This window comes from Hankyongella ginsenosidimutans, assembly GCF_005144965.1.
Lineage (GTDB): Bacteria > Pseudomonadota > Alphaproteobacteria > Sphingomonadales > Sphingomonadaceae > Hankyongella > Hankyongella ginsenosidimutans.
In genome coordinates, this window is sequence record NZ_CP039704.1 from 1,284,489 (window position 1) to 1,306,271 (window position 21,783).

23 protein-coding genes and 9 pseudogenes are annotated in these 21,783 nt (G+C 64.0%); 17 read left to right on the plus strand and 15 right to left on the minus strand.

Annotated elements, in window-relative coordinates; all coding sequences use genetic code 11:
- The gene (gene ilvN / locus E6W36_RS07470) at window positions 1-549 is read left to right on the plus strand and encodes an acetolactate synthase small subunit (protein ID WP_222874223.1); all 549 of its coding nucleotides are present in this window, start codon (window positions 1-3) and stop codon (window positions 547-549) included.
- 2 nt (window positions 550-551) lie between these two features.
- On the plus strand, window positions 552-1,571 hold the full coding sequence (ilvC, locus tag E6W36_RS07475; RefSeq protein ID WP_222874224.1) for a ketol-acid reductoisomerase: 1,020 nt from the start codon (window positions 552-554) through the stop codon (window positions 1,569-1,571).
- 71 nt (window positions 1,572-1,642) lie between these two features.
- Here the strand turns inward: ilvC and E6W36_RS07480 are convergent, their stop codons facing one another.
- From E6W36_RS07480 to E6W36_RS07495, 4 genes are all read right to left on the minus strand, one after another.
- Window positions 1,643-2,116 (minus strand): low molecular weight protein-tyrosine-phosphatase, encoded by a 474-nt coding sequence (locus E6W36_RS07480; protein WP_246048225.1) that lies wholly within the window; start codon window positions 2,114-2,116, stop codon window positions 1,643-1,645.
- A 207-nt stretch (window positions 2,117-2,323) separates the two neighbouring features.
- Entirely contained in the window at window positions 2,324-3,058 is a 735-nt protein-coding gene (locus tag E6W36_RS20565) for a sulfatase-like hydrolase/transferase (RefSeq protein ID WP_222874226.1), read from the minus strand.
- Window positions 2,959-3,585, minus strand: coding sequence for a sulfatase-like hydrolase/transferase (locus tag E6W36_RS20570; RefSeq protein ID WP_342776831.1), 627 nt, complete (start codon window positions 3,583-3,585; stop codon window positions 2,959-2,961). The genes E6W36_RS20565 and E6W36_RS20570 overlap by 100 nt, the downstream gene beginning before the upstream one ends.
- A gap of 87 nt (window positions 3,586-3,672) precedes the next feature.
- Entirely contained in the window at window positions 3,673-3,906 is a 234-nt protein-coding gene (locus E6W36_RS07495; RefSeq protein ID WP_222874228.1) for a FliM/FliN family flagellar motor switch protein, read from the minus strand.
- 57 nt (window positions 3,907-3,963) lie between these two features.
- Between E6W36_RS07495 and E6W36_RS18455 the strand changes: the two genes are divergently transcribed.
- From E6W36_RS18455 to E6W36_RS23185, 5 genes are read left to right on the plus strand one after another with little or no spacing between them, the layout of a single operon-like run.
- On the plus strand, window positions 3,964-4,140 hold the full coding sequence (locus E6W36_RS18455) for a hypothetical protein (RefSeq protein WP_246048438.1): 177 nt from the start codon (window positions 3,964-3,966) through the stop codon (window positions 4,138-4,140).
- A 52-nt stretch (window positions 4,141-4,192) separates the two neighbouring features.
- Window positions 4,193-4,630, plus strand: a complete 438-nt coding sequence (gene lipB / locus E6W36_RS07500) for a lipoyl(octanoyl) transferase LipB (RefSeq protein ID WP_246048285.1) — start codon at window positions 4,193-4,195, stop codon at window positions 4,628-4,630.
- Window positions 4,631-4,689: 59 nt separating this feature from the next.
- Window positions 4,690-5,796 carry a sensor domain-containing diguanylate cyclase gene (locus E6W36_RS07505; protein ID WP_222874229.1) on the plus strand — a complete coding sequence of 369 codons (1,107 nt, stop codon included), beginning with the start codon at window positions 4,690-4,692 and terminating at the stop codon, window positions 5,794-5,796.
- Window positions 5,793-6,314 carry an EAL domain-containing protein gene (locus E6W36_RS07510; protein ID WP_222874230.1) on the plus strand — a complete coding sequence of 174 codons (522 nt, stop codon included), beginning with the start codon at window positions 5,793-5,795 and terminating at the stop codon, window positions 6,312-6,314. Before E6W36_RS07505 ends, E6W36_RS07510 begins: the two co-directional genes overlap by 4 nt.
- Window positions 6,232-6,423 carry an EAL domain-containing protein gene (locus tag E6W36_RS23185; RefSeq protein ID WP_425459717.1) on the plus strand — a complete coding sequence of 64 codons (192 nt, stop codon included), beginning with the start codon at window positions 6,232-6,234 and terminating at the stop codon, window positions 6,421-6,423. The genes E6W36_RS07510 and E6W36_RS23185 overlap by 83 nt, the downstream gene beginning before the upstream one ends.
- 101 nt (window positions 6,424-6,524) lie before the next feature.
- Here the strand turns inward: E6W36_RS23185 and E6W36_RS07515 are convergent, their stop codons facing one another.
- Together E6W36_RS07515 and E6W36_RS07520 are read right to left on the minus strand one after the other, a co-directional pair.
- Entirely contained in the window at window positions 6,525-7,298 is a 774-nt protein-coding gene (locus E6W36_RS07515) for an EAL domain-containing protein (RefSeq protein ID WP_342776859.1), read from the minus strand.
- Window positions 7,295-7,666, minus strand: coding sequence for a hypothetical protein (locus tag E6W36_RS07520; protein WP_222874232.1), 372 nt, complete (start codon window positions 7,664-7,666; stop codon window positions 7,295-7,297). The genes E6W36_RS07515 and E6W36_RS07520 overlap by 4 nt, the downstream gene beginning before the upstream one ends.
- A gap of 477 nt (window positions 7,667-8,143) precedes the next feature.
- Here E6W36_RS07520 and E6W36_RS07525 point away from each other — a divergent pair, with 477 nt between their 5' ends.
- From E6W36_RS07525 to E6W36_RS07570, 10 genes and pseudogenes are all read left to right on the plus strand, one after another.
- Window positions 8,144-8,416, plus strand: coding sequence for a hypothetical protein (locus E6W36_RS07525; protein WP_222874233.1), 273 nt, complete (start codon window positions 8,144-8,146; stop codon window positions 8,414-8,416).
- Window positions 8,417-8,700: 284 nt separating this feature from the next.
- Window positions 8,701-9,282, plus strand: coding sequence for a phage minor head protein (locus tag E6W36_RS07530; RefSeq protein ID WP_222874234.1), 582 nt, complete (start codon window positions 8,701-8,703; stop codon window positions 9,280-9,282).
- Window positions 9,283-9,356: 74 nt separating this feature from the next.
- Window positions 9,357-9,869 (plus strand): hypothetical protein, encoded by a 513-nt coding sequence (locus tag E6W36_RS07535; RefSeq protein WP_222874235.1) that lies wholly within the window; start codon window positions 9,357-9,359, stop codon window positions 9,867-9,869.
- Between the two features lie 489 nt (window positions 9,870-10,358).
- Window positions 10,359-10,712 carry a hypothetical protein gene (locus E6W36_RS07540; RefSeq protein WP_246048227.1) on the plus strand — a complete coding sequence of 118 codons (354 nt, stop codon included), beginning with the start codon at window positions 10,359-10,361 and terminating at the stop codon, window positions 10,710-10,712.
- Between the two features lie 155 nt (window positions 10,713-10,867).
- Entirely contained in the window at window positions 10,868-11,071 is a 204-nt protein-coding gene (locus E6W36_RS18460) for a hypothetical protein (protein WP_246048228.1), read from the plus strand.
- Window positions 11,023-11,678 (plus strand): annotated as a pseudogene (locus E6W36_RS18465) (nitrilase-related carbon-nitrogen hydrolase). The gene E6W36_RS18460 and the pseudogene E6W36_RS18465 overlap by 49 nt, the downstream one beginning before the upstream one ends.
- Before the next feature lie 175 nt (window positions 11,679-11,853).
- Window positions 11,854-12,042 carry a type II toxin-antitoxin system VapB family antitoxin gene (locus tag E6W36_RS07555; RefSeq protein WP_222874237.1) on the plus strand — a complete coding sequence of 63 codons (189 nt, stop codon included), beginning with the start codon at window positions 11,854-11,856 and terminating at the stop codon, window positions 12,040-12,042.
- Between the two features lie 142 nt (window positions 12,043-12,184).
- Window positions 12,185-12,364, plus strand: coding sequence for a hypothetical protein (locus E6W36_RS07560; protein WP_222874238.1), 180 nt, complete (start codon window positions 12,185-12,187; stop codon window positions 12,362-12,364).
- Between the two features lie 172 nt (window positions 12,365-12,536).
- Window positions 12,537-13,286 (plus strand): annotated as a pseudogene (locus E6W36_RS20575) (TlyA family RNA methyltransferase).
- Between the two features lie 193 nt (window positions 13,287-13,479).
- Window positions 13,480-14,703: a class I SAM-dependent RNA methyltransferase gene (locus E6W36_RS07570; RefSeq protein WP_222874239.1), complete on the plus strand. Its 1,224-nt coding sequence runs from the start codon at window positions 13,480-13,482 to the stop codon at window positions 14,701-14,703.
- A gap of 4 nt (window positions 14,704-14,707) precedes the next feature.
- Here E6W36_RS07570 and E6W36_RS23190 read toward each other — a convergent pair.
- The 9 genes and pseudogenes from E6W36_RS23190 to sufB form a co-directional block, all read right to left on the minus strand.
- Window positions 14,708-15,759 (minus strand): annotated as a pseudogene (locus E6W36_RS23190) (metal-dependent hydrolase family protein).
- Complete coding sequence (locus tag E6W36_RS18490) at window positions 15,744-15,974, minus strand: hypothetical protein (RefSeq protein WP_246048231.1); 231 nt, start codon at window positions 15,972-15,974, stop codon at window positions 15,744-15,746. Before E6W36_RS18490 ends, E6W36_RS23190 begins: the two are co-directional and overlap by 16 nt.
- A 209-nt stretch (window positions 15,975-16,183) precedes the next feature.
- Window positions 16,184-16,518: pseudogene (locus tag E6W36_RS07580) on the minus strand (HesB/IscA family protein).
- A gap of 2 nt (window positions 16,519-16,520) precedes the next feature.
- Window positions 16,521-16,853, minus strand: a pseudogene (locus E6W36_RS07585) (SUF system Fe-S cluster assembly protein); the annotation flags it as partial.
- 37 nt (window positions 16,854-16,890) lie between these two features.
- Window positions 16,891-18,111: pseudogene (locus tag E6W36_RS07590) on the minus strand (aminotransferase class V-fold PLP-dependent enzyme).
- A 157-nt stretch (window positions 18,112-18,268) separates the two neighbouring features.
- Window positions 18,269-19,129, minus strand: a pseudogene (locus E6W36_RS07595) (SufD family Fe-S cluster assembly protein); the annotation flags it as partial.
- A pseudogene (sufC, locus tag E6W36_RS07600) lies at window positions 19,017-19,755 on the minus strand (Fe-S cluster assembly ATPase SufC). The pseudogenes sufC and E6W36_RS07595, both read right to left, overlap by 113 nt.
- A gap of 56 nt (window positions 19,756-19,811) precedes the next feature.
- The gene (locus tag E6W36_RS07605) at window positions 19,812-20,198 is read right to left on the minus strand and encodes an endonuclease domain-containing protein (RefSeq protein ID WP_246048232.1); all 387 of its coding nucleotides are present in this window, start codon (window positions 20,196-20,198) and stop codon (window positions 19,812-19,814) included.
- A 133-nt stretch (window positions 20,199-20,331) separates the two neighbouring features.
- Window positions 20,332-21,752 (minus strand): annotated as a pseudogene (sufB, locus tag E6W36_RS07610) (Fe-S cluster assembly protein SufB); the annotation flags it as partial.
- Window positions 21,753-21,783 lie beyond the last annotated feature (31 nt).

Genomic DNA, 21,783 nt, shown 5'->3' on the forward strand with positions numbered 1-21,783 from the left:
ATGCGCCATCTTCCCGCCTCTGAGCGCCACACGCTCAGCCTGACCGTCGACAACGAAGCCGGCGTGCTGGCCCGGATCGTCGGCCTGTTCTCCGCACGCGGCTACAACATCGATAGCCTGACGGTGGCCGACGTCACGCAGGACCATGCCGTCTCGCGCATCACCATCGTCACTTCGGGGCCGCCTTCCATCATCGAACAGATCAAGGCCCTGCTCGAGCGGCTGGTGCCGGTGCATTCCGTGACCGACCTGACGGTCGAGGGGCCGGCGGTCGAGCGCGAACTGGCGCTGGTGCGCGTTGTCGGGCAAGGCGACGCCCGTGTCGAGGCTCTGCGGCTGGCCGACGTTTACCGCGCGCGCGTGGTCGATGCGACCACCCGCTCTTTCGTGTTCGAGGTCACGGGCGCGACCGACAAGATCGATACCTTCATCGAACTCATGCGCGACCTTGGCCTGCGCGATGTCGCGCGCACCGGCGTTGCCGCCCTGCTGCGCGGCACAGGCGACGCCCCGCACACCCCTTTTCAAGACGAAGCAAAGAAGGACTGACCATGCGTGTTTATTACGATGCCGACGCCGATGTGAACCTGGTCAAGGGCAAGCGCGTCGTCATCATCGGCTACGGCAGCCAGGGCCACGCCCACGCCGCCAACCTGCGCGATTCAGGCGTCGCCGAGGTCGCGGTCGCGCTGCGTCCGGGTTCGGCGACCGCGACTAAGGCCGAGGCTGCCGGCTTCAAGGTGATGACCGCCGCCGAGGGCGCCGCCTGGGCCGACATCGTCATGATGCTGGCTCCCGACGAATACCAGGCCGAAATCTGGGCGAACGATCTCCAGCCCAACATGCGTCCCGGGACGGCGCTGGCCTTCGCGCATGGTCTCAACATCCACTTCCGCCTGATCGAACCGCGCGCCGACATCGATGTGTTCATGGTCGCGCCCAAGGGTCCGGGCCACACCGTCCGCTCGGAGTATCAGCGCGGCGGCGGCGTCCCCTGCCTGATGGCGATCGCGCAGGATGCCTCCGGCAATACGCAGGATATCGCACTGTCCTATGCCTCGGCGATCGGCGGCGGCCGCGCCGGCATCATCGCCACCACCTTCAAGGACGAGTGCGAGACCGATCTGTTCGGGGAGCAGGTCGTGCTCTGCGGCGGCCTGAGCCAGCTCATCATGGCCGGGTTCGAGACGCTGGTCGAGGCCGGCTACCCGCCGGAGATGGCCTATTTCGAGTGTCTGCACGAAGTGAAGCTGATCGTGGATCTCATCTACGAGGGCGGCATCGCCAACATGCGCTATTCCATCTCCAACACGGCGGAGTATGGCGACTATGTCACCGGCCCGCGCATCGTGACCGACGAGACCAAGGCGGAAATGCGCCGCGTCCTCGCGGATATCCAGCAGGGGCGCTTCGTCCAGAATTTCATGCTCGACAACAAGACCGGCAACCCGGTGCTGAAAGCGCGCCGCCAGTTGCAGAGCCAACATGGCATCGAGGAGGTCGGCGGCCGCCTGCGCGCCATGATGCCCTGGATCGCCAAGAACAAACTGGTCGACAAGTCGAAGAACTGAATTCGCGGGTTGGGAGGAAGACGACGGTCTGTATCGGTAGAGGGGCGGCCATGGAGCCGCCCCGCCATACATCACAGGCCGGCAAGTCGCCGGGCCAGCCCTTCACTCGCTGCATGTACCAGCCGGTAGGTGTGCTCGAAATCCGCCAGATCGCCGTAATAAGGGTCCGGCACGCTGCGCAGGCCGAGCTCCGGCGCAAAGTCCAGGAACAGGCCCAGATGCCGCGAACCGGGCGCAGGCTTCCTGCACTCCAATTCCCTGAGGTTATCCTCATCCATCGCCAGGATCATGTCGAAGCGTGTGAAATCCGCCGCTTCGATCTGTCGCGCGCGCTGCCGGCCGATGTCCAAGCCATGGCGTTCCGCGATTTGCTGGGAGCGACGATCCGGCGGACGCCCGACATGCCACCCGCCAGTGCCGGCGGAGTCCGCATGCACCGTCAGTCCGTGGGCCTGCGCCACGGCGGCGAATACGCCCTCAGCCAGCGGCGAGCGGCAAATGTTCCCCAGGCACACGAACAGCACGCGGTGCACAAGCGGCCTCACTTGTAGATGCTGAGGTTTTCGCCGCATCCGGTCAGGTTGACCTGGCCCTTCGACAGCCAGCGCGGTTCGGTGCCGCTTGCGGTTTCGATCTTCAGCCGCGCGGAGAGTTCCGGGCGAGCTCCGGCCTGGCCTCGGCCAGATTGTTCTGTTCGGCCGGATCGTCGACGAGGTCGTAGATTTCGAGCGACGGGTATTTGTCCGGATCGTTCACGACCTTGTAATCGCCAAGCCGCATGGCGCTGGCCGGTTTGCGGCTCCAGGCGAGGGCTTCGTGCGGCGCGCCCGGCTTTGCACCCGTGATGTAATCGGAGAGCGCGACGCCGTCGATGACGGTCCCAAGCGGGCGCTTGGCCCCACATCATTCAGGATCGTCGGCACCAGGTCACTGGCGACGACAGGCGGCGTGAACTGCGTGCGCGGCTTGTACCGTCTGGGATAGCGCATGATCAGCGGCACGCGCAGGCCGCCCTCGTACAGCGAGACGGCACCGCTGCGCAGCGTTCCGCACTGGCAGAGCCCAACCTCGGCGTTGCAGCCAGCGAAGGATGTCAGGACGATCAGGGTCTTTTCCGCCAGCCCGCGGTTGTCGAGGCTGCGCACAATATTGCCGACGGCGTCGTCCAGCGCCGCGATCATGGCGGCGCGCATGCGCATGTTCGGGTCGGCAATGCCGGCAAAACGATCCCAATAGTCTTTCGGCGCTGCAGCGCTCATCGATTCCGGGAAGGGAAACAGTGAGGAAAAAGTCTCTTTCTGATGCCGGTCAATGAAATCGACCGCCTGCTGGGCAAAACCCAGGATTGCATACTCAGCGTTCTTCGCAGGCTTTGCGGCGCTGCCGGTCAGGATCCGGCTTTCTTCCTTTCGCACCGGCGGCTGCTGGAAGTTCGTGGTCGGGATGAACTGCCACTCGGCCGGCGCGTCGTCGCCGTAGGGTGCCACCGGGGAATCACGGCGTACACTTCATCGAAGCCCTGCCGGCCCGGATAATCACCGCCCTGCCCGCCAACGCCGCCCAGACCCCATGCGCCGACGAAACCAGTCACATAGCCGGACTGCTTGAGCATGCCGGGCAGGAGGGTCTGGCCGCGCGTCAGGTCGACACCGATGGTGTCCGTGGTCGGCATATCGTATTCGAAGCCAAGCTGTGCGGGCGTGCGCCCAGTGTATAGGCTCATGCGCGCCGGTACGCTGACCGATGCACTGGTGTAGGCGTTGAGAAAACGCACACCCTGCGCCGCCAGAACGTCGATGTTCGGGGTTGGTGCTTCATCTGTGGACGGCGTGTCGATATCCGCCGGGCTGAGGTTCGAGACCACGATCAGAACAACGTTATCGGGATTGTTTTCTGAACTCCCCGGCCCCGTCGCCTCCTCTCCGCACGCCGCCAGCATCGCGCACGCCGAGACAAGACACGCCATTCGCGGAATAATCGGCCAGAGTTTTGAGATTGTTTCGAAAAACGGCATGTTCCATCACCTCGCGCCCGCTTCTCTAGTTTCGCGGGCGCGTGAAGTCGATGCCGGATAGGGTGACAGTTTTATTAAGGTTCCGCTCTACTCGGCGCGACGCACGCGCTCCGTGACGGTCACGCCGATGCGGTCGCCGACCAGCACGATCTCCCCGCGTGCAATCAATTCCTGGTTGGCGTAAATCCACACAGGGTCCTGGTGCTTGGCGTCCAGATCGATCACAGCACCGCGGCCCATCTTGAGGAGATGCCGAACCGGCATATGCGTCCGTCCGATCACGACGGAGACTTCCACTTCAATCTTGTCGAATACGCTCATTCGGAATCCTTGTCTTGAATGCGTTATCGACGGAGACGGGTTATGGCAGGGTTAACGATGCAGCCGCGGCAGCCGATTGCGGTCGAAACCGCATCTTCGCGGGTCGAGTATCGTGCGGCAGAAGACCGGATGGACCGGCTGGCCGAAGCCATATGGCGCGGCGAAGCGAAGGAACTGCTGTGGCTGCTCGAGCATCCCCGCTGTTCACCAGCGGAACAAGCGCCCGGCGGCTGATTTCGTCGAATCACCCGTAATCCCGGTTTTTCGCACGCGACGCGGCGGCCAGATCACCTACCACGGGCCAGGCCAGCGGATTGCCTATATTCTGATGGATCTGCGCGCGCGCGGGCTGAGCGTGCGGGACTATGTCGCCGGCCTCGAGACCTGGCTGATCAATGCCCTGCAAGCACTCGGGGTAGAGGCGGTTCGGCGGTGCGGGCGCGTTGGCGTCTGGGTTCCCGATGCGCCGGGTGGAGAGGCCAAGATCGCCGCCATCGGCATCGCGGTGCGCCATGGGGTCGCCATGCATGGCATCGCGCTGAATGTCGACCCGGATCTCTCGGCCTACGATGCCATCGTTCCGTGCGGCGTGCGGGACTATGGCGTCACCAGCCTGGCAGCGCTCGGTCGGGCATCGACCCTCACGCAAGTGGACGCCGCCTTGCTTTCAGCCTGGCCGGACGCGTTCGGAGCATTGTCCATCACAGAGACGCGCATGTGTTAACAGGTTTTTGCGGCTCGAGTCTACTCTGCGTCGACGCAAGAGGAAACGCATCCGGGCCGATGAAGAACTGGCGATCCGACGCACGCAAGCCGCTGTCCGCAATGCTCCAGTATGCACAGCGTTTGCGCGAGCAACGAAATCAGGCCGTCGCCTTGACGGCGCGCGAGCAGACCTTGCGACTCGAACAGATCGATGCGCTCATGCATCGGATCGTCGAGGACTCGTTCGACGGCATCATCACCGTCGATGAAAACGGCATCGTTCAGACGGCGAACGCCGCCGCCTGCCGGATCTTCCAGCGCCAGTTGCGCGACCTTCTGAACGGAGAAATCGTCGATATCGTCCCAAGCTATCGCAACCTGGTGGATCCGCACTCGGTCACCTATGCCGTCGGGCGCGGCCACCATGAAACCACGGCACGCCGGATCGACGAGCAGCCCTTTCCGATCGATATCTGCATTTCGCAGATCGCGTCGTCCGAAAAGCCCAGCTATGTCTTGATCGTCCGCGACATCACGGAGCTGCGTCAGAATCAGGCCATTCTTGAACATCAGGCGCTGCACGACGCCTTGACCGGGCTGCCCAACCGCACGCTCCTGAAAGACAGAATGCAGCAGGCGATTTCATCAGCCCGGCGAAACGGTCAAATGGTTGCCCTGTTTCTGCTCGACCTTGATCGCTTCAAGCAGATCAATGATACCCTTGGCCACCACATTGGCGATCTTTTGCTGAGAGATTTAGCCAAGCGCCTGCTGCTGCCGGTTCGGGCAACCGATACCGTGGCTCGTCTGGGTGGCGACGAGTTTGCGATCCTGCTGCCGAACATCGAGACTGAGGCGTTTGGTATCGAGCTTGCTGAAAGAGTCCTGGCCGTTTTCGAGAAGCCCTTCGAAGTGCAGGAGAATCTGCAGCTTCATGTCAACTGCTCGATCGGGGTTGCGTTCTTCCCGATCCACACGGAAGACCCGCACCGTCTGATGCAATGCGCCGATGTCGCCATGTATGCCGCGAAAGGCGGCTCGGAGCGCATTATCGTCTACGATTCCAGCAAGGATTCGAACAGCGTCCGCAGGTTGCGCCTCTCGACGGAGCTTCGCAACGCAATCAGCGACGATGAACAGCTCTCGATGGTCTATCAGCCCAAGATCGACCTAAAAGTCAGATGATCTGCGGCGTGGAGGCCCTGTGCCGCTGGCGGCACCCGCATCTGGGCCTGGTGCCGCCCGACGAGTTCGTCCAGCACGCGGAGCAGACTGGCGCGATCACGGAGTTGACCCGCTGGACGTTCGAGGCGGCGCTGCGCGAGCTTGCGCGCTGGAGCGTCGGCGGGTTCGATCTCTCGCTCGCCGTCAATCTCTCGGCCCGAATGCTCCACGATGAGTCGATCCCGCAATTGCTCGCCTCGATCGCGCGCAGCTACAATCTCGATCCACCGCGCATCATCATCGAGATTACCGAAAGCGCAATTGTTCTCGACCCGCTGACCGCCCGCAAAATGCCTATCATCTTGCCGATGCCGGTTTCGAACTGGCGATCGACGATTACGGACGGGCTACTCATCCTTGTCTGCGCTGCAATCGCTGCCGATCCGCGAGCTGAAGATCGATCGCAGCTTCGTGCTGGATATGCTGGCGAACCCCGCGTCCGACGTCATCGTCCGCTCCACGGTCGATCTCGCGCATAATCTTGGCATGCGCGTGGTCGCTGAAGGCGTGGAAACGCGGGACCACTACAACAGGCTGCGGCAGCTTTTACGGACATCGCGCAGGGTTATTTCATCTCGATTCCGCTGAACGGCCAGGATTTCCTGAGCTTTCTCGACAACCGCCCGGTTCAGAAGCTCATGAATGTCGCCTGATCTCATGTAAATTTCAGAAGCTGAACACGCGCGAGCTCAGGCCGCCGCCGTCTTGGCATTATCGATCCGCGCCTGACGGGGCGCACCGAACAGGTAGCCTTGACCATACTCGATCCCGAGTTCGAGAACGTCGATCACGGTCCGCTCATCCTCGATGTGCGTCGCGATGATCTGGATGCCAAAGCGATCCAGTTCGGACTTGAACCGTGCGGACTCGGTCAGCGAGCGGTTGGCGGCCAGTACGGTTGCGGAGATTTTCACGAAGCCGACCTGAGCGCGCGCCAGAACCGCCGGCCGGATATCCAGGCTGTCGATCTGATCGACGGAGAGTTGACACCCCAGGCGCACCAGGCGGCTCAAACGATCGAGCGCATGTTCTGGCAGGGTCAGGAAGTCGCGTGCAGCGATCTCGAACACCAGCTTTGCGGCCCGCTCCCGCTGGTCGGTGAGGAACTGCACCAGGCCGCCGATAAAACCGGCGTCCAGCAAAGCCGCGCGTGAGAGGTTGCAGAAAATCTGCAAGTCAGGGCGCTTTGCTTCCAGTTGGCGCATCAGCCCTGCGGCGCGCACGAACAGCAGGCTGTCCAGCGCCGTCGCCAGCGGCCCATCGGCGAGCGCGGACGCGAAAGCCGCGGGCGACAGGACATCGCCATGGTCGTCCCGTATACGCGCCAGCCCTTCATAAAGGACAATACGGCGGCTCGGCAGTTTCACCACCGGCTGCAAATACAGGTCGACCCGATTGTCACGCAAGGCGCGCTTTATTGTCGCATCCAGGACGATCGGTGCGATGTCCGCGTCCCGCTTTATGGGCGGATCGTATGGCTTGTAAGTATCTTCAGTATAATAATGTTCATCATGAAGCTTTTTGTGGTCGCAATTTCAGTATTATTTACTTGCTCTTCGATATAAACTCTAATTTCATCGCGAATCCCGTCTATAGATTGGCGCAGGGACGCGATCTCCTCGATCAAAGTTGCAACAACGGCCTCCAGGTTAAGATTGTCGCCGGGGAGATTGTCATCAGTGATCGATTCGTCGCGGTGTCTTTTATTTAAGATTATTTTACCGACGAGAGCGCACAACACAACCCAAACGGCAAGCCCGCCGACCAGAAAGGCCGTGGGCAGTGAATACCACAAACGCCCGATGGCGAGCACCGCAAGCCCGACAGTCACGGCGGCCAAAAGAATATGGCGTCAGAAAACTGGCGTATGGTCATGGACTCGCTCAACAGATCTTTCGTTCGTGATGGCAAAACATAGCTACCAAGTCATTAACGTTTAACCTCGATGGGCTGCGTTTGAAGCATGTTTCAGCGCGTTTTCGCCAAACTGGAAAAGTAGAATTTCGTGCAACATTTTTCCGTGCCCGCCTCCTCAGGGTCGTTCATGCTGTGTGGTTTATTCCTCAAATGCCTGTCATCCTCATATAAATACAGGCTTTTTATTTCGATCCCTGGTCGGCATGGGGTGGTGCACACGCCCACAAGCCGCTTGTGAAGCGGAATCATTACCGCTAATGTGCACAACGGTTTGGGGTAAGCAGCTAACCAAATCTTTGGACGATAAGAATGGAGTCTCACATGGGTGATCTTCTGCTCAAACTGAAACAAGCGGCTATCGTGGCCGGCGCTGCGGTCGCTCTGGCGGCTTGTGGCGGTGCGGGTGAAAAGGCCGCTGAAGAAGCAGCTCCGGCTGCCGACGCTGCAGCTGAAGCTGCCGCTCCGGCAACCGACGCAGCGACTGACGCTGCTGGCGCTGTTGCTGAAGGCACGGACGCGGCTGTTGACGCTGCTGCCGGCGCTGCCGATGCCGCTGCTGGCGCTGCCGACGCAGCTGCTGAAGCCGCTGCCGGCGCTGCCGATGCCGCTGCCGGCGCTGCTGATGCAGCCGCCGCTCCGGCCGAAGGCCAGCACTAAGCAGTAAACCGGCGGGGTTCGCCCGCTGGCGTAAAGCGATGGGAAAAGCCGTCCTCTTGCGGGGCGGCTTTTCTTTGGTCGGGAGCCCGCCCTGTTTGGGGGTAACGCCTATTTTACCAGAGTGCCGGGCGTTTGACTCATACCCGTCATCGCGCGGGCGCGCCGCAGCTTCGGCAGGCCGGAAACCGAGTGAGGATGTACCATAAAGGCTGGTTGTGGGGCTTTTATCTTGACAAAAATAACCAAATAGGATAAATAAAACCCATCTCCTCACCAGATGGGTCATGAGCGATGTATGCGACCTTCGCGGACTGGATGCGTCGCCCTGGCGGCCGCAGCGTTGAGAGCGGCATTGCCGCCATCGGGTCAGCCGCCCCGCTTCTGACCAAGGGCGTCACCGAGGCGCGGGCGGCACGGTACGCCCGGCTGTTCGACGAATACCGACAGGCGCGGGCGCAGGGGCAGACCCACAAAATATGGATCGCCTCTCCCGACGAGCGGACCCGGGCGAGCCATCGCGCCGCACACGGACAAATCCAGCCGATCGGCAGCGCCTTCAGCCTTGGTGCAGACCGCCTGTTCCTGCCCTGCGACCCGGATGCAAGCCTGGCGGAGACGGCAAACTGCCGCTGCACTGTGCGCTTCATCCGCCTCAGGGCTACGCTCGATCCCGGCGCTCCAGCCCTCTTGGATGTCACGGATGGCCTCGGCGCGCGCCCGGGCGACCAGCTGGCGCAGGTGCGGCTACCCCCACCCCGCGGTCCGGCGCGGCGCGGCGACAATGGCGGGCCGCCGCTGGAGCCGCCCCGACACTGGCGCAAATATTCCCCGGACTGGCGAATTCCCGCTCGGTGCCATGCTGGCACCTGCTGATAGTTTCCTCGACCTCAGCGGCCCGGCGGCGGCGGCGGTCGAGGCGCTATACGGCGGCGCGCGCCCAGCTGATCGTGGATATTCAGGAGATATATCCCGACTATACCTACCCGTCCCTGGGTTCACCGTTGACCACCGAAGGGCGCGCGCAGGAACTGAACGACCTGCGGATGATCCGGGCTGCGGCCCTGTACACCGAACGCGGCAATCCGGACGCACTGCAGGTGGAGACGCTGCGCTTCCTTCAGAAAAGTGTCGATGTGGCGTATGCGGAAGGCGTGCGCCGCTATAACAACGGAGTACTGAAGCCGCGCTTGTCCCAGAATGAGGCGATCGGCAACTTTGTGGACCAACAGGTGCGTCGCAATTTACAGATACACTTCAATACGTACCGTTTAAACTGGGGTCGTGGGCAGAATGTGACCATCAACAATCGCGATTATGACCGCTCTGCCTCGGACGTGACGTATAGGATTCCCGATGCCAGAGTCGGCAGAGTTTCTTTCGATTGGACCTTGATGAGAAAACTGCGCGCATCGCCGCAAATCCAGGGTTTTTCTCTGCCGACTCGAGGCCGGATGCGGTAATCATTGTCAGGCCTGCGCAGATAGGCCCAGATAATACTTATCTGATCACACGCTAGCAGAAGGTAGGGCGATATGATGTCAAGATATGTGCCGACAATCCCGCAGACAAAAGGTGACCTCATGGACATCCTGGGTTCTATGATGCTGTCTTCGCCGACCTTTGTCGATAAGACCGGCTATTTCCCCTGGTATAATCTTGAGCTTACCTTTTCAGAGCTGAACCAGGGCCTTGCTCTGCAGAGAAAGCGGCTAGGGAGGAGAGATATCTGGCGCTGCGGGAAATGTCTGACCGGATGCGCGCCCTGTTCGAGGCCGACCCCGAGGATGTCACGGGCGAGACAACGCAGGGACAACTTATCATCCTGGAAATGCAGGAGTTGCTGCGGCAGCCAAGAAGCCCCGGTCTTAACCGGATTACGCGCATGAACCTTCTCCAACGACAGTAGTACCCACCGGATAACACCTATCTGATCACGCGATGATGGAGGGATGAAAGTGGTAACAGAATATGTGCTGACGATCCCGAAGACCAAAGGTGATCTCAATGATCATCTTGGTTTTATGATGCTATCTTCACCGACTTTTATCGATAAAACTGGATATTTTCCCACATATACTATTGATACTGCATTCATTGAGCTGAACGAGGGTCTATCGCGACTGAGAAAACGCCTCGGGGAGGAGAGATATCTGGCGCTGCGGGAAATGTCCGACCGGATGCGCGCCCTGTTCGAGGCCGACCCCGAGGATGTCACGGGGATGCGAAAAAGGCCGGCGCATCATCCTGGAAATGGAGGAGTTGCTGCGGCAGCCCAGGAAGAAGGTATGACATTGCCATCCTGATTCACCCTGTCTGCCAAGTCCGATCCTTCCCGAAAGGCCGCCGCCATGCCGCGCATCCACCCTATCGCCGCCATCCAGGCTGCTCCCCGGCTGTTCGACGCCGCCGGGACCGAGGCGCGCTTCGCCCACTGGCTCCAGCAGGCGAGGGCGGCGGGGTGTCGCTTGCCGTGTTCCCGGAGGCGTTTCTGGGCGGCTACCCCAAGGGCGTCGATTTCGGCGCGCGGGTCGGCTCGCGCAGCCCGGAGGGCGCGAGCTGTTCCGCCGCTACGCCGAGGCCGCCTATGAGCGCGATGGTCCCGCGTTTGCGCGCATCCGGGCGCTGGTCGCCGACGCCGGGATCACCGTGGTCACCGGCGTGATCGAACGGCTGGGCCAGACGCTTTACTGCGTCAGCGCCACCCTCGGGCCGGATGGCGCGGTGCTCGCCTGGCGGCGCAAACTGATGCCGACGGCGATGGAGCGGCTGATCTGGGGCCAGGGCGACGGGGCGACGCTCCAGGTGGCGCAGACCCCGCTCGGGCCTGTCTCCAGCGCCATCTGCTGGGAGAATTACATGCCGCTGCTGCGGGTCCATCTCTATGGGCAGCGCCCGGTGCTGCACGTCGCGCCGACCGTCGATGACCGCGACGTCTGGCTGCCGACCCTGCAGACCATCGCGCTGGAGGGCGCTGCTTCGTCGTCAGCGCCTGTCAGTACATGACCCGCGCCGACGTGGCGGACGATGTGGCCTACGCTGCGATCCAGGGCGATGCGCCGCAGACCGTGCTCATTCGTGGCGGCAGTGCGATCGTCGGGCCGCTGGGCACCGTGCTGGCCGGGCCGCTGTTCGGGGAACCGGGACTGGTGTGCGCCGAGATCGACCTCGACGACGTGACCCGCGCAGCGTTCGATTTCGACGTGGTCGGCCATTACGCCCGGCCGGACATCTTCACCCTGTCGACCGACACGACGCCGCGGATTGCCTGATCTGGTAGTGGGTCATTGTGAGTAAACCGCTCGTGGTGAGCTTGGACGAACCACGAGCCGCTCGCCCTTCGTCAAGCTCAGGGTGAGCGGCAAAACTTCACAATGACCCACTACCCTGATCTCCAGACATTGAAATAGACATCGAATGATGCGATTTTAGGTGTAGGAGGTCGACATGCGGACGACCGTTACTCTGGATGACGAACGGCTGGCGCGCGCTATGGCGCTCTCCGGCGAAGTGGAGCGCAGCGTACTGCTGCACCGGGCGCTTGATGCGTTGATTGCCCTGGAAAGCGCGCGCCGGCTGGCGCTGCTGGCTGGATCAGAGCCTGCGCTCGAGGCCGCGCCCCGCCGCCGCCCGTGATCCTCGCCGACACGTCGGTCTGGGTCCGGCACTTGCGCGACGGCGACCGGCAGCTCGCCGATGCGCTGCAGGACAATCGTGTCGTCTGCCATCCGTTCATTGTCGCCGAATTGGCGCTCGGCTCCTGCGCAATCGCACCTTGGTGCTTGGCCTGCTGGACGCCTTGCCGCAGGCACCGATCGCCGATGCGATGGAACTGCAGCAGATGATCGAGCGGCGCGCGGTCTATGGGCGCGGGATCGGTTATGTCGATGCCCATCTGCTGGCGTCCACGCTGCTCGAGGGTGGGCTGCGGCTGCTGACCAAGAGCCTTTCCGACTGAGCTTGAGGCACTTGTGTTGAAGTGCCTCAAGCGAAGACGATAAGAAAGGCTCACTCTTTGTGTAGACCCTTCTTGTCCGTTTTTGATTGCCGCGAAAAGTGATTCGATCAAAAACGGGAAGGGTCTATGACAAGCGGCTGGCGCTGGTCGCGCAGGATTTGGGGGTTTGCGCATGACCGTACGTCCCGCCAAGCGTCGCGCGGACCAGATGCTGGTCGAGCGTGGTCTGGTGGAGAGCCGGGCGCGGGCGCAGGCGCTCATCATGGCTGGCGTGGTCTATTCAGGCGAGCGCAAGATCGACAAGCCGGGTCAGTTGCTAGCCGAGGACCAGCCGCTCGACGTGCGCGGGCGCGATCACCCTGGGTCAGCCGCGGCGGCCTGAAACTCGACCATGCGCTTGCGTATTTCGGCTGGGACATCACGGACAGTCTCGTGATCGACGTTGGTGCCTCGACCGGCGGGTTCACCGATGTGGCGCTCAGTCGCGGTGCGGCGCGGGTCTATGCGGTCGATGTCGGGCATGGGCAACTGGCCTGGAAGCTGCGCCAGGACCCCGCGTCATTGTGCTGGAGAAACTGAATGCGCGCCATCTGAGCACGGCAGAGGTGCCGGAGCCGGTCGATCTGGTGGTCTGCGACGCCAGCTTCATCAGCCTGAAAACCGTGCTGCCGGCCAGTCTGGCGCTCACCCGGCCGGGCGCGCGGCTGGCCGCGCTCATCAAACCGCAGTTCGAGGCCGGGCGCGAGGCCGTCGGCAAGGGCGGTGTGGTGCGCGACCCGGCGGTACATGCGGCGGTCTGCGCCGAGGTCGCCGCCTGGTTCGGCGCACAACCGGGCTGGCACGTGCTCGGGGTCACGCCGAGCCCGATCGAGGGCCGGAGGGTAACAAGGAATTCCTGATCGGGGCGGTTCGCGCAGGGTGACGGATCGGCGACAGCGGCTATCCTGCTATGCTCAAGATACGTCCTCCCCATCTGGGAGGAGAACCACCCGTCAGGGTGGTGGAGAGGCGACAGATACCTGGTATTTTTCACCCCTCCGCCCGCCTTTCAGACGGACACCTCCCTGCCAGGGGAGGATTTTGTTTCCGCGCACAGGTCCCCTATACCGCGTGTCATGACTCGCCTTACTGTCTCCTACCTGGCTGCCCGCGGCGATGGCGTTGCCTTGCGTGACGGCGGAGTACCCGTCTTCGTGCCCGAAAGCGCGCCCGGCGACACCGTGCTGCTGAACGAGGCGGGGCGCGTGGCAGTGATCGAACCGGGGCCGAACCGGGCGACCCCTGCCTGCCCGCACTTCGGGGCCTGTGGCGGCTGCACGTTGCAGCATATCGCCGAGCCGCTGTATCGCCGCTGGCTGTCGGACCGCATTCTCACCGCGCTTGAGCAGCATGGCGTGACTGTCGGCCATGTCGAGCCGACGCATCTGTCGCCGCCCGGTGCGCGCCGGCGGGCTTCGCTGCGCGCCGTCAAGAAGGGCGGCACGGTCGGCATCGGCTTCAACGCCGAGCGCAGCCATACGCTGGTCGACATCCGCGCCTGCCCGGTGCTGCATCCGCGACTGTACCAGGTGGCGGACGCCGTGCGCAGTTTTCTGCCGCCGCGCATGCGCGAGAGCCAGGCGGTCGGTGTGCAGATGACGCAGACCGACAGCGGCGTCGACCTGCTGCTGACCAATCTTTCTGCCGACAAACTCCCCGAGATCGAGGCGCTGACCACGTTCGCCGAGGCGCAGGATCTGGCGCGGCTGTCGATCGAGGGGCCGCTTGGCGTCGACATCATCGCGGAGCGGCGCACGCCGGTCCTGCACTTTGACGGCGTGCCGGTGTGGCTGCCGCCTGCCAGCTTCACCCAGGCGACACCGGACGGCGAGGCTGCGCTGATTGCGGCGACCATTCTGGCGGCAGGACCGCAAGGTCCGATCGCCGATCTGTTTGCCGGGCTGGGCACCTTCAGCCTGCCCTTGAGCCGCATCGCGCCGGTCGAGGCGATCGATGCCGCCAAGCCGGCGCTCGACGCGCTGGAGCGGGCTGCCCGCGCGCACCACAGGCCGGTGACGGCCGCACACCGGGACCTGTTCCGGCGGCCCCTGCAACCCAGCGAACTCAAGCGCTATGCGACGGTAGTGGTCGATCCGCCGCGTGCGGGTGCCGAGGCGCAATCCGCAGCGCTCGCGAGCTCGACTGTTGAGCGGGTGGTCATGGTCTCCTGTAACCCGAACAGCTTTGCACGGGATGCGCGGCTGCTCGCTGATGGTGGTTTCCGGCTGGAGCGGCTGTGGCCGGTCGGCCAGTTTCTCTGGTCGACGCATGTGGAGCTGGTCGCGCAGTTCAGCCGGTAAGCTACTACATCGGGATGACGCCGCCGCGCGCCATCACGAAGCGCACCTGGGTCAGCGCCTTGGGATCGGCAAGCGGGTCGCCGTCGACCGCGATGATGTCGGCGGACTTGCCGACGGCCAGGGTCCCGACTTCGTCCTGCAGGCCCATCAGGCTGGCGGCGGTCAGCGTGGCGGAGGTGAGCGCGGCGCGTGGCGTCATGCCGCCATAGCGGACCATCAGTGCGAATTCCTCACCGTTGCGCCCGTGCTCGAACACGCCGGAGTCGGTGCCGAAGCCGACCGCGATGCCCATCGCGATTGCCTTGCCAAGTGCCTGGCCGCGCTGGGTCAACACCTGCCGGACCTTGGCGTCGACCTGCGGCGTGTAGATGCCCTTGCCCACCCGTTCCTCGATGCCGGTAAACGCCATCAGGGTCGGCACGAACGCCACATTGTTCGCTTTCATGGCCTTCAGCGCCGCATCGTCCGCGAAGGTGCCGTGCTCGATGGTGTCGATCCCGGCCCTGGAGGCCGACTCGATGCCGCGCGGGCCGTGCGCGTGCGCTGCAACCTTCAGCCCGAGGCCGTGCGCGGTGCTGACGATCGACTGGACCTCCGCGTCCGTGAAGTGCTTGTCCAGCCCGCGCGCCTGCTGGGAGAGCACGCCCCGGTCTCGGTGATCTTGATGACATCGGCCCCGGCGCGGCTGGCCTCGCGCACGCGGGCAGCGCATTCGTCAACGCCGGTGCAGGTATTGTGCGCGGACAGCGCATCGATCACTTCGCGGCGGAAGTTGCTGACGTCGCCGTGGCCGCCGATGATCGAGACCGCCGGGCCGGAGGCCTGCACGCGCGGGCCGGGGAACAGGCCGTCGCGGATGCCGTCCCGCAGGGCGAAGCCGACATCCGGTGCCGAGCCGACGTCGCGCACGGTGGTGAAGCCGGCGCGCACGGTCAGCAGCGCGTTCTTGACACCGACGGCGGTTGAATATTCGTCCGTGACGACCGCGTCTTTCCAGTAGGGCGTACCGGGATCGAAGCTCAGGTGCACGTGCAGGTCGATCAGACCGGGCAACACGGTCTTGTCGCCAAGGTCGACAGTCTCGACACTCTCCCGTTCGCTGATCTCGGGAAGGCACCGCGCTCGACGCGGCCCGGCTTGATCGCCAGGATACGCCCGGCGCGCACGGCGATGGTCGCCGGTGCCGCATTGTCCTTGCTGGGATCGAAAATGACCTTGTTCGATCCGATCAGCATCACCTGCGCCTGCGCACTGCCTGCAGCAAGCGCCATGCCGAGCAGAAGCCCTGCAAAAACTTCATCACCACCGCTCCCGTATTATTTTATGGCGCGAGAGTGACGAAGTATTTCCGCTTTGGCAAGCAGAAGGCGGGGCATCCCTCCCCGCTCGCCCTGAGCCTGTCGAAGGGCAGCGGCGCCGCTCATGGTTCGTCAAGCTCACCATGAGCGGCGGGGTCCAGTGCACCATGAGCGGAGCACACTTACACGGTGAAGCTTTCACCGCAGCCGCAACGGCCCTTCTCGTTCGGATTGCGGAATACGAAGCCTTCCGCGAAATCGTCCTCCTGCCAATCCATCTCCGAGCCGATGAGATAAAGGATCGACATCGGATCGATGAACAGCGTGCCGGCCGGGGTCTCGACCCGCTCGTCCATCGGTTCGGCTCGTCGACATAGTCGACCTTGTAGGAGAGGCCGGAACAGCCCTTCTGCGGTGTTGAGAGGCGCACGCCCGCCGCCGGCGTTGCGCGGGCGGCGAGGATGGCGCGGATTCTCTCGGCGGCGGTATCGGTGACGGTCAGGATCGCCTTGGCCATGGTTACAGCATCCCCAGTTCGAGTTTGGCTTCGTCGGACATCGCCTGCGGGTTCCAGGGTGGGTCCCACACCAGATTGACATTCGCATGGCTGACACCGGGCACGGCGCTGACACGGATTTCCACCTCGGCCGGCATCGACTCCGCGACCGGGCAGTGCGGCGTGGTGAGCGTCATCGTGACCTCCACCTCGCCGTCCTCGGACACGTCGACGCCGTAGATGAGGCCGAGGTCGTAGATGTTGACCGGGATTTCCGGGTCGTAGATGTCGCGCAGCGCCGCCACCACCTGATCGTGGAGCGAGGGCGCTGGCTCCGGCGCGGGGTTGAGGAACCCTCCAGGAAATCCGGGCGCCGGGTATCGGTCTCGTGGCTCATTGGAAAATCCTCACGACGGTATGTAGCGCCTTTTCCAGCCGGGCGACGTCGTCCAGGCTGTTGTAGACACCGAAGCTGACCCGGGCGGTCGCCGGCACGCCGAGCGCCTGCATCAGCGGCTGTGCGCAGTGGTGGCCGGCGCGGATGTTGATGCCGGCCTCGTCCAGGATGGTGCCGATGTCGTGCGGGTGCACGCCGTCCATCGCGAACGACAGGATGCCGGTTGCGTCCTTGGGTCCGAGCACGCGCAGGCTGTTGAACCGGCGCATCACGTCGCGTGCTGCCTCGGTCAGTGTTGCCTCATGGGCGTGGATCGCGTCCAGCCCGATCGCCTCGACATAATCGATCGCCGCATGCAGGCCGAGCACGCCGACGATGTGCGGCGTCCCCGCCTCGAACCGCTGCGGCGCGGGTGCGTAGGTGGTGCGCGCGAACGTCACGGTCTCGATCATCGCGCCACCCCGTGCCAGGGCGGCATGGCGTCGAGGATGTCGGCCTTCGCCCACAGCACGCCGATCCCGGTCGGCCCGTAGAGCTTGTGGGCGGACCAGACGTAGAAGTCGCAGCCCAGGGCCGCCACGTCGACCGGCCGGTGCGGCACCGCCTGGCAGCCATCGACCAACAACAAGGCCCCGACTGCATGAGCCAGCGCGGCCATCCGGGGAATATCGACGTGAGTGCCGAGCACGTTGGACACATGGGTGACCGCCACCAGCTTGACCGCCCCGTCGATCAGCCGTTCCGCGGCGGCATAGTCGAGGTCCCCGTCCGGCGTGATCGGGATGACGCGGATGGCAAAGCCCAGCCGGTCGCGCAGCAACTGCCAGGGCACGATGTTGCTGTGGTGTTCGAGTTCGCTCAGCACCACGACGTCGCCGGGACCGAGGTTGGCGGCCCCAGGTGTTGGCGACCAGATTGATGCCCTCGGTCGCGCCGCGCACGAACACGATCTCCTGCGGGCCGCCAGCACCCATGAAGCGTGCGGCGGCCGCGCGCGCGGCCTCGTAGCGCTCGGTCATGCTCTGCGAGCGGGCATAGACGCCGCGGTGGACGCTGGCGTAATCCGAGCCGTAGCCGGCGGCGATGGCATCGATCACGACCTGCGGCTTCATCGCCGAGACGGCGCTGTCCAGATAGACCAGCGACGGGTGTGCATCGAACACCGGGAAATCCGCACGGTAATCGAACGGCTGTTCCTTGCGGGCGAGTGCGGTCATGCCTTGCCTCCCAGGGCGGTGGCCATCCAGCCGTCCACGGGCGCTTGCAGCAGGTCGCGCAGCGCGCCTCCGGCAGCGGTGCCAGGATATCGGCAAGGAAAGCCTGCAGCAGCAGCGCCCGCGCCGCCTCCGGCGTCAGGCCACGGCTGGCGAGGTAGAATAGGGCGGCCTTGTCCAGCTCGCCGACGGTTGCGCCATGGGCGCACTTCACGTCGTCCGCGTAGATTTCCAGCTCGGGCTTGGCGTTGGCGGTTGCCGTCCGCGCCAGCAGCATGGCCTTGAGCGATTGCGCGCCGTCCGTACCCTGCGCGTCCTGTGCGACATAGGTCTTGCTGAGGGTGTTGCCGGTCGCGCGCTCGGCCAGCACGGTGCGTACGGTCTGGCGGCTCAGGCAATCCGGCACCTTGTGGTCGACGCGGCTGACGATCTCCAGCGTCTGGGCCGATCGGCCCAGCTGCCCGGCATAGAGATGCGCCTGCGCCTGTGCGCCATCCAGCGAGACGGCGAAGGCCAGCCGGCTGAAGTCGCCGCCGATATTCAGCGCCACGCATTCATACACCGCCTGCGCCGCGACGGACACGGTGAAGGCGGCGGTGGTGACGCCTGCACGCGACTGCGGGATGACGTGCAGCAGCCGGGCACCCGGCTCCAGCACAATGTCTACGGCCAGGTCGCACCAGTCGCCGGGGGCGGCGAACGCCTCGATGAGCGTCGCGCTGGCGCCTGCCGGCACGACGATGCGGCGGGCCAGCCGCTGCGCGTCAGCGCTTTGGGTGACGCTTGCGCCATCGTCCAGCGTGAGGTGCCCGTCTGCGACCGGAGCCTGCCAGTCGGCGACGCGCGCCAGCGCCTTCAGGTCGCTGTAGCGCCAGGCTTCGTCGCGGGGAGAGGAAGTGCGGTCAGCATCAGGCAGCCAAGCTCCCATAGCCGTCGCGTTCCAGTTCCAGCGCCAGGTCCGGCCCGCCCGAGCGCACGATGCGCCCGCCGGCCAGCACATGGACGAAATCCGGGCGCACATAATCAAGCAGGCGCTGATAGTGGGTGATGAGCAGGGTCGCCTTGTCCGGCGCGCGCAGGGCGTTGATGCCACTCGCGACGACCTTCAGCGCGTCGATGTCGAGGCCGCTGTCGGTCTCGTCGAGGATCATCAGGGTCGGGTCGAGCACCGCCATCTGCACCATTTCGTTGCGCTTCTTCTCGCCGCCCGAGAAACCGACGTTCACCGGCCGCTTCAGCATGTCCATGTCGACGCCCAGGCTTGCCGCCTTCTCGCGCACCAGCGAGGAACGCCGCGCCCGAGAGTTCCTCCTCGCCGCGCTGGCGGCGCTGGGCGTTCAAGGCCGTGCGCAGGAAGTTGACGTTGGAGACGCCGGGAATCTCGACTGGATACTGGAAGCCGAGGAACAGGCCGCGCGCCGCGCGTTCGTGCGGCTCCAGCGCCAGCAGGTCTTCGCCGAGAAAGGTAACCACGCCGTCGGTCACGTCATAGCCTTCGCGCCCGGCCAGCGTGTAGCCGAGCGTCGATTTGCCGGCCCCGTTCGGGCCCATGATCGCATGGACCTCGCCCGCGCCGATGCTGAGGCTCAGCCCCTTGAGGATCGGCTTGTCGGCGACCGTCGTGTGGAGATTATCGATTTGAAGCATCGGTTGTCCTTCTGTGCTCATTCATTGCCGCCGTGCGGCGTGGCAAGCCCTCCCCTTCAGGGGAGGGGTGGGGTGGGTCTGTGCCGTGAAGTCCGTCCGGCGGCAGCCAGACGGGTCGCCTCGATAACTCCCTCGATATTGCGCATCACATCCTCATTGGTCACCCGCAGCACCCGAAACCCGAGCTCGGTCAACACATCGTCGCGCCGCCGGTCGGCCTCTGCATCATGGGTGTCACCATCGATCTCGATGATCAGCGCCCGTGCCGGGCACATGAAATCGACGATGAAGCGGCTGATGACTTCCTGTCGCCGAAATTTCAGCCCGTCGATCTGACTGGCAGACAACTGTCTCCACAGCCGCTTCTCCGGTTCAGTCGGATTGCGGCGCATCTCTGCGGCGCGGTCGTGCAGCCATGCGATTTGTTCGGCGGTCAGACCCACCTTACCCCTCCCCTGAAGGGGAGGGAAAAGGGCCTGACCCTCCTGAAGGGGAGGGACGCGCAGGGCCCGACCCTCCCCTTCAGGGGAGGGTCGGGGTGGGGCGGTCGAGCTGCAGGCTGTCTCCACGACACGCTCACCCCACGCTCCCCTCAAGCGAAATCCCGAGCAGCTTCTGGGCCTCGACCGCGAACTCCATCGGCAGCTGCTGCAGCACCTCGCGGCAAAACCATTCACGATCAGGCCGACCGCCTCCTCCTCCGAGAGGCCGCGTTGCAGCGCGTAGAACAGCTGATCCTCGCTGATGCGGCTGGTGGTCGCCTCGTGCTCGATCTGCGCGCTCGGGTTCTTCACCTCGATGTAGGGCACGGTGTGCGCAGCCGACGTGGACGAGAGCAGCAGGAGTCACACTGGGTGAAGTTGCGCACGTTCTCGGCGGACGCCGCCACCTTCACCAGCCCGCGATAGGTCTGCTGGCCGCGCCCGGTGGTGATGCCCTTGGAGATGATGGTGGACGACGTGTTGCGCCCCAGGTGGATCATCTTGGTGCCGGTGTCGGCCTGCTGGGCGTTGTTGGTGACGGCGACCGAATAGAATTCGCCGACTGACCCTCGCCCGCCAGCACGCAACTGGGGTACTTCCAGGTGATGGCCGAGCCGGTCTCGACCTGGGTCCAGCTGATCTTGGCGCGTGCCCCTTTGCACAGCCCGCGCTTGGTGACGAAATTGTAGATGCCGCCCTTGCCGTCCTTGTCGCCGGGGTACCAGTTCTGGACGGTCGAGTATTTGATTTCGGCATCATCGAGCGCCACCAGTTCGACCACGGCGGCGTGCAGCTGGTTCTCGTCGCGCTGTGGCGCGGTGCAGCCTTCCAGATAGGAGACGTGAGACCCGGCATCGGCGACGATCAGCGTGCGCTCGAACTGGCCGGTGTTCTCGGCGTTGATGCGGAAATAGGTGGAGAGCTCCATCGGGCAGCGCACGCCCTTGGGGATGTAGACGAAGGTGCCATCCGAAAAGACGGCGCTGTTGAGCGTCGCGAAGTAGTTGTCGTGGATCGGCACGACCGAGCCAAGATACTGGCGCACCAGGTCCGGATACTCGCGCACCGCCTCGGAAATCGACAGGAAGATCACGCCGGCCTTGGCCAGTTCCTCGCGGAAGGTCGTGGCGACCGAGACGCTGTCGAACACGGCGTCGACGGCAATTCTGCGCGCGCCCTCGACATTGGCGAGAACTTTTGCTCCTCGATCGGAATGCCGAGCTTCTCGTAGGTTCGGCGGATTTCCGGATCGAGTTCGTCAAGCGATGCCAGCGTCGGCTTCTTCCTCGGCGCGGCATAGTAATAGGCGTCCTGGTAGTCGATGGCGGGGTAATGCACCATCGCCCAGTCCGGCTCCGCCATGGACTGCCATTGCCGGAACGCCTTCAGCCGCCAGGCCAGCAGCCACTCCGGCTCGCCCTTCTTGGCGGAAATATAGCGCACCGTATCTTCGTTCAGCCCTTTGGGTGCGAATTCGGTGTCGATGGCGGTCGAGAAGCCCCACTTGTAGGCTTCGTCACGTCATCGATCGTCTGGGTGGTTTCGC

What these genes read in the sequence shown, in the direction of transcription:
- E6W36_RS18455 (WP_246048438.1), top strand. Translation starts at nt 3,964, where the DNA reads ATGCAGCCGCGGCAGCCGATTGCGGTCGAAACCGCATCTTCGCGGGTC.
- ilvC (WP_222874224.1), top strand. Translation starts at nt 552, where the DNA reads ATGCGTGTTTATTACGATGCCGACGCCGATGTGAACCTGGTCAAGGGC.
- E6W36_RS20570 (WP_342776831.1), bottom strand. Translation starts at nt 3,585, where the DNA reads ATGCCGTTTTTCGAAACAATCTCAAAACTCTGGCCGATTATTCCGCGA.
- E6W36_RS18490 (WP_246048231.1), bottom strand. Translation starts at nt 15,974, where the DNA reads ATGGCGCTTGCTGCAGGCAGTGCGCAGGCGCAGGTGATGCTGATCGGA.
- E6W36_RS07495 (WP_222874228.1), bottom strand. Translation starts at nt 3,906, where the DNA reads ATGAGCGTATTCGACAAGATTGAAGTGGAAGTCTCCGTCGTGATCGGA.
- E6W36_RS07510 (WP_222874230.1), top strand. Translation starts at nt 5,793, where the DNA reads ATGATCTGCGGCGTGGAGGCCCTGTGCCGCTGGCGGCACCCGCATCTG.
- E6W36_RS07505 (WP_222874229.1), top strand. Translation starts at nt 4,690, where the DNA reads ATGAAGAACTGGCGATCCGACGCACGCAAGCCGCTGTCCGCAATGCTC.
- ilvN (WP_222874223.1), top strand. Translation starts at nt 1, where the DNA reads ATGCGCCATCTTCCCGCCTCTGAGCGCCACACGCTCAGCCTGACCGTC.
- E6W36_RS07540 (WP_246048227.1), top strand. Translation starts at nt 10,359, where the DNA reads ATGAAAGTGGTAACAGAATATGTGCTGACGATCCCGAAGACCAAAGGT.
- E6W36_RS07570 (WP_222874239.1), top strand. Translation starts at nt 13,480, where the DNA reads ATGACTCGCCTTACTGTCTCCTACCTGGCTGCCCGCGGCGATGGCGTT.
- E6W36_RS07555 (WP_222874237.1), top strand. Translation starts at nt 11,854, where the DNA reads ATGCGGACGACCGTTACTCTGGATGACGAACGGCTGGCGCGCGCTATG.
- E6W36_RS07530 (WP_222874234.1), top strand. Translation starts at nt 8,701, where the DNA reads ATGTATGCGACCTTCGCGGACTGGATGCGTCGCCCTGGCGGCCGCAGC.